Source organism: Vibrio methylphosphonaticus, assembly GCF_023634655.1.
Classification (GTDB): Bacteria; Pseudomonadota; Gammaproteobacteria; order Enterobacterales; family Vibrionaceae; genus Vibrio; species Vibrio methylphosphonaticus.
Window position 1 is genome coordinate 1 of sequence record NZ_JAMKMS010000097.1, and the last position, 257, is coordinate 257.

At 41.2% G+C, this 257-nt stretch carries 1 tRNA gene; it reads left to right on the plus strand.

Going from position 1 to position 257, the window contains the following annotated elements:
- Positions 1-65 precede the first annotated feature (65 nt).
- Positions 66-141, plus strand: a tRNA-Val gene (locus M9196_RS23410).
- Positions 142-257: the final 116 nt, after the last annotated feature.

Below are 257 nucleotides of genomic sequence, written 5' to 3' on the forward strand. Positions count from 1 at the left end.
CTTTCTCACGAAGAATGGCTTTTATTTTCACTTTTTTGAAAAGTGAAGACAAAAGAAACTAATGTGGGCGATTAGCTCAGTTGGGAGAGCACCTCCCTTACAAGGAGGGGGTCACTGGTTCGAGCCCGGTATCGCCCACCACTCTCTAAATATTTTTGGAAGTATCAATCCAAACCACTACTTATGTTGTTGGTTTGCATTTTTGACTCTGAAAGTCGTTAGAAAGTGCTTTTTAGCACGCGTTTCGAAAGAAACTA